General features: G+C 52.5%; 5 protein-coding genes. All 5 read left to right on the top strand.

Going from position 1 to position 3,907, the window contains the following annotated elements:
* Positions 1–218, top strand: a 218-nt coding sequence (locus L4C36_RS23400) for a FliO/MopB family protein (RefSeq protein WP_428480176.1), incomplete at its 5' end; no start/stop codon positions are given.
* Positions 205–1,047 (top strand): flagellar type III secretion system pore protein FliP, encoded by an 843-nt coding sequence (fliP, locus tag L4C36_RS23395; protein WP_428480175.1) that lies wholly within the window; start codon positions 205–207, stop codon positions 1,045–1,047. The genes L4C36_RS23400 and fliP, both read left to right, overlap by 14 nt.
* The gene (gene fliQ, locus L4C36_RS23390; RefSeq protein WP_428480174.1) at positions 1,044–1,313 is read left to right on the top strand and encodes a flagellar biosynthesis protein FliQ; all 270 of its coding nucleotides are present in this window, start codon (positions 1,044–1,046) and stop codon (positions 1,311–1,313) included. Before fliP ends, fliQ begins: the two co-directional genes overlap by 4 nt.
* Before the next feature lie 7 nt (positions 1,314–1,320).
* Positions 1,321–2,103, top strand: a complete 783-nt coding sequence (gene fliR / locus L4C36_RS23385) for a flagellar biosynthetic protein FliR (protein WP_428480173.1) — start codon at positions 1,321–1,323, stop codon at positions 2,101–2,103.
* A gap of 494 nt (positions 2,104–2,597) precedes the next feature.
* Positions 2,598–3,728: a flagellar biosynthesis protein FlhB gene (flhB, locus tag L4C36_RS23380; RefSeq protein ID WP_428480172.1), complete on the top strand. Its 1,131-nt coding sequence runs from the start codon at positions 2,598–2,600 to the stop codon at positions 3,726–3,728.
* Positions 3,729–3,907 lie beyond the last annotated feature (179 nt).

Here is a 3,907-nt window from a genome sequence, read left to right as displayed (position 1 = left end):
CTTCTCCCCTGCGTATTCTTCGCCAGTTACCGGTAGGGCAGCGCGAGCGTATTGTGCTGTTACAAGTGGGTGATGAGCAGATGCTGGTGGGGGTCACGCAACAACAGATCTCTTTATTGGGGAAGCTGGATACGCCGTTACCCACCGAGGCTGAGCTGCCTGGCGGCGATTTTGCCCAACAGCTGAGCAAGATGTTGAATAAAAATGAAAAGAAGTAATCTGATTGCCGCCGTTCTGGCGGTTTTCTCGTTGTTGCTGGTGTTCCCTGTCTTAGCCGATACCGCGTCGGTCGGCGCGGCACAAAGCGTCACGTTGAGCCAGATGCAGCAGGAAGCGGGATCGACCCAAATGACCTTAACCAAAGGTGGTGGGGGCGGCATCCCTGCGTTTTCGGTCACCATGAATCCGGACGGCAGTGAAGACTACTCGGTCACCCTGCAGATCTTGGCGTTGATGACGGCACTCGGCTTCTTGCCGGCCATCATTATATTAATGACCTCTTTTACCCGTATTGTGGTGGTGATGTCGATTTTGCGCCAAGCCATGGGTTTACAGCAAACGCCGTCAAATCAGGTGATTATCGGTATCGCGATGTTTCTGACCTTCTTCGTTATGTCACCGGTGATAGACAAAATCAACACCGATGCGGTGCAGCCGTACATCAATGCACAAATTACGGCGACCCAAGCGTTTGAGGCGGCACAAGAGCCGCTGCGCCAGTTCATGCTCAAGCAAACACGGGTCAAAGATCTCGAAACCTTTGTGCAAATCTCCGGTTCGACCGCAACGGATCCGCAAACCGTCCCCATGACGGTGCTGATCCCCGCGTTCGTCACCTCCGAGTTGAAAACCGCCTTCCAAATTGGCTTCATGTTGTTCTTGCCGTTTTTGATCATCGACTTGGTGGTCGCGTCAGTGTTGATGGCGATGGGTATGATGATGTTGTCGCCAATGATTGTGTCATTGCCGTTTAAGCTGATGCTGTTTGTGTTGGTGGATGGCTGGAACTTGATATTGTCGACCTTGGCAGGGAGCTTTGGTACATGACCCCAGAAGCGTTTGTCGAAATCTTTCAAGAAGCGCTGTACATGGTGCTGTTGATGGTCTGCGTGATTGTCATCCCCGGTTTGTTGATCGGTTTGGTGGTGGCGGTGTTTCAGGCCGCGACCTCCATCAACGAACAGACCCTGAGTTTTTTGCCGCGTTTGATTGTCACCTTGCTGGCATTGATGTTCTTTGGCCACATGATGACGCAGATGTTGATGGACTATTTCCACCGCATTATTGAGCAGATCCCGAGCTTGCTGTACTGAGAACGCAATGAATTTCACCTCTGCGGTTTTGCTTGATTGGGTCGCGAACTACATGTGGCCGTTGACACGCATCTCATCCATGATGATGGTGATGACCGTGTTCGGCGCGCGCTTTGTGTCGGCCAAAATTCGACTCTATTTAGCCTTGGCAATTACCTTTACGGCGATGCCAATGTTACCCAAAGTCACCGATCAGATTGCTTTGCTGTCGTTTGCCGGGTTATTGACCACGGCTCAGCAAGTGATTATCGGTGTGGCGATGGGGTTGGTCACGCAGTTTGTCACCCAAGTGTTTGTCTTGGTCGGGCAGATATTGGGGATGCAATCGAGCATCGGTTTTGCTTCGATGGTGGATCCGGCCAACGGCCAAAACACCCCGGTACTCGGCCAGTTCTACATGATGTTATCGATCATGTTGTTTTTGGCCACCGACGGGCATCTGGCATTACTGCAATTGGTGATTGTGAGTTTCCAGACCTTGCCCGTGGGCGAGTTGATGTTACGGCCGAGTGATTATTACAACTTGGCGACGTGGTTCGGTTTAATGTTCAAGCTGGGGCTGAATATGTCGCTGGCGGGGATCATCGCCCTGTTGACGATTAACTTGGCGTTCGGTGTTATGACCCGTGCCGCGCCGCAGTTGAACATTTTTGCGTTGGGTTTTTCCGTGGCACTGCTGCTGGGCTTTGTGATCAGCTGGTTTCTTGTGGCGGGGATTATGCCGCAGTATGAACACAACTGGGGACTCGGATTTAGCCAGATCTGCTCGCTCGTGCGGGTGGAGTGTTAGGGGGAGGGGCGAGTCTGAAGGGGCGAGATCCTAGAACCTAGTTCCTAGAAAGATCAGAAGCAAAAACGGGTTTAAAAGCGGTCCTTGGTCCTAAGGCCCTATGGGAAAAGAAGAGCAGGGACGAGTTTAAAGGGGCGAGATCCGAGTAAGAGCGGAAGCAAAAGCAAAAGCGGGTTTAAGAGCGGCCCTTGGTCCTAAGGCCCTACGGGAAAAGCGGAGCAGTGACGCGGGACGAGTCTAAAAGGGCTAGTATCGAGGGACGAGTCACGCTGCGCTCCGAGTAAGAACGGGAACGAGGATCTAGGTTCTCGTATCTGTTCTTCTCTGCTTTTGATCTTCCTCGAGACTCGTCCCTCGGCACTCGTAAACTGGAACTGCTCTTCCTCGCCCCTCGACGCGAAGCATAACTCGTCCCTAGAAACTAGAAACTAGGATCTAGGATCTAGGATCCAGGTTCTCGCTTTTTTCCATCAACTTTCACGTGAGATGCATCCATGTCAGACGCTGACGGTCAAGAACGTACCGAAGACGCCACGGCCCGAAGGCTTCAGCAGGCGCGGGAAAAAGGGCAAATACCGCGCTCAAGAGAATTAGCGTCTGCCGCTGTACTGGTTGCCGGTGCCGTCGGGTTAATGTGGTTTGGTGAACCGCTTAGCCGCAGCTTAGCGGACATGATGACCAAGTTGTTTACGCTGAGTCGGGAGGAGATCTTCGATCTTAACCGGCTGTTTGCCGTGATCAGCGCGGCGGTGATGCATGTGGCGATGCCGCTGTTTATCTTGCTGGCGTTCTTGTTCGTGGCCGCCATTATTGGTGCGGTTGGTCTGGGCGGGATAAATTTTTCGATGGAAGCGGCGATGCCGAAGATGTCGAAAATTAACCCGATCAGTGGCTTGGGCCGAATGTTTGGTAAACAAAGCGTGGTCGAGCTGATCAAGTCCATCCTTAAAGTTGTGCTGGTGGCGGGCATGGCCTTTGTGTTGATGAAGAGCCGACTGGAAGACTTGTTCCAGTTAACCATCGAGGTGTATCCACAGAACCTGTTCCATGCGCTCGATCTTTTGCTTGGTTTTGTCTTGCTCATCAGTTGTTCGTTGTTGATCGTGGTGGCGATTGATGTGCCATACCAAATTTGGCAGCACAACGAGCAGTTGAAAATGACCAAGCAGGAAATCAAAGACGAATACAAAGAAACCGAAGGTAAGCCGGAAGTGAAAGGGCGCATCCGTATGTTGCAGCGGGAAATGGCCCAGCGTCGCATGATGGCCGATGTGCCACAGGCTGACGTTATCATTACCAACCCCGAGCACTTCTCGGTCGCCTTGCGCTACAAACCGGAAATCGACTCGGCCCCCGTGGTCATAGCCAAAGGCACCGACTTCTTGGCTTTGAAAATTCGAGAAATTGCCAACGAGCACAAGATTGATATCGTGCCTGCCCCGCCATTGGCCCGTGCGTTGTACCACACCACGGATATAGAGCAGCAAATTCCCGATGGGCTGTTCAGCGCCGTGGCACAGGTGCTCGCGTATGTCTTCCAGCTCAAGCAATACCGCAAAGGGCAGGGCAGAAAACCGGCCTTGTCAAAAGAAGCGACCAATATGCCGGATGAGTTTAAGTATTGATCAAAAGCGGAAAAGCAGAAGCGGTTTTCAGAGTGGATCTATGGCCCTGAGGCCCTATGGGAAAAGCAGGAGCGAAAGCCCTTGCATCTATAAAGGGATCTGAAATCCTGCTTACAGGACCACAGGACCACAGGACCACAGGACCACAGGACCACAGGACCACAGGACCACAGGACCAC

The sequence above is a fragment of the Photobacterium japonica genome (assembly GCF_050337005.1).
Classification (GTDB): Bacteria; Pseudomonadota; Gammaproteobacteria; order Enterobacterales; family Vibrionaceae; genus Photobacterium; species Photobacterium japonica.
Note: the sequence above shows the minus strand (reverse complement) of the source record. Positions and strands in the feature narration are given on the sequence as shown.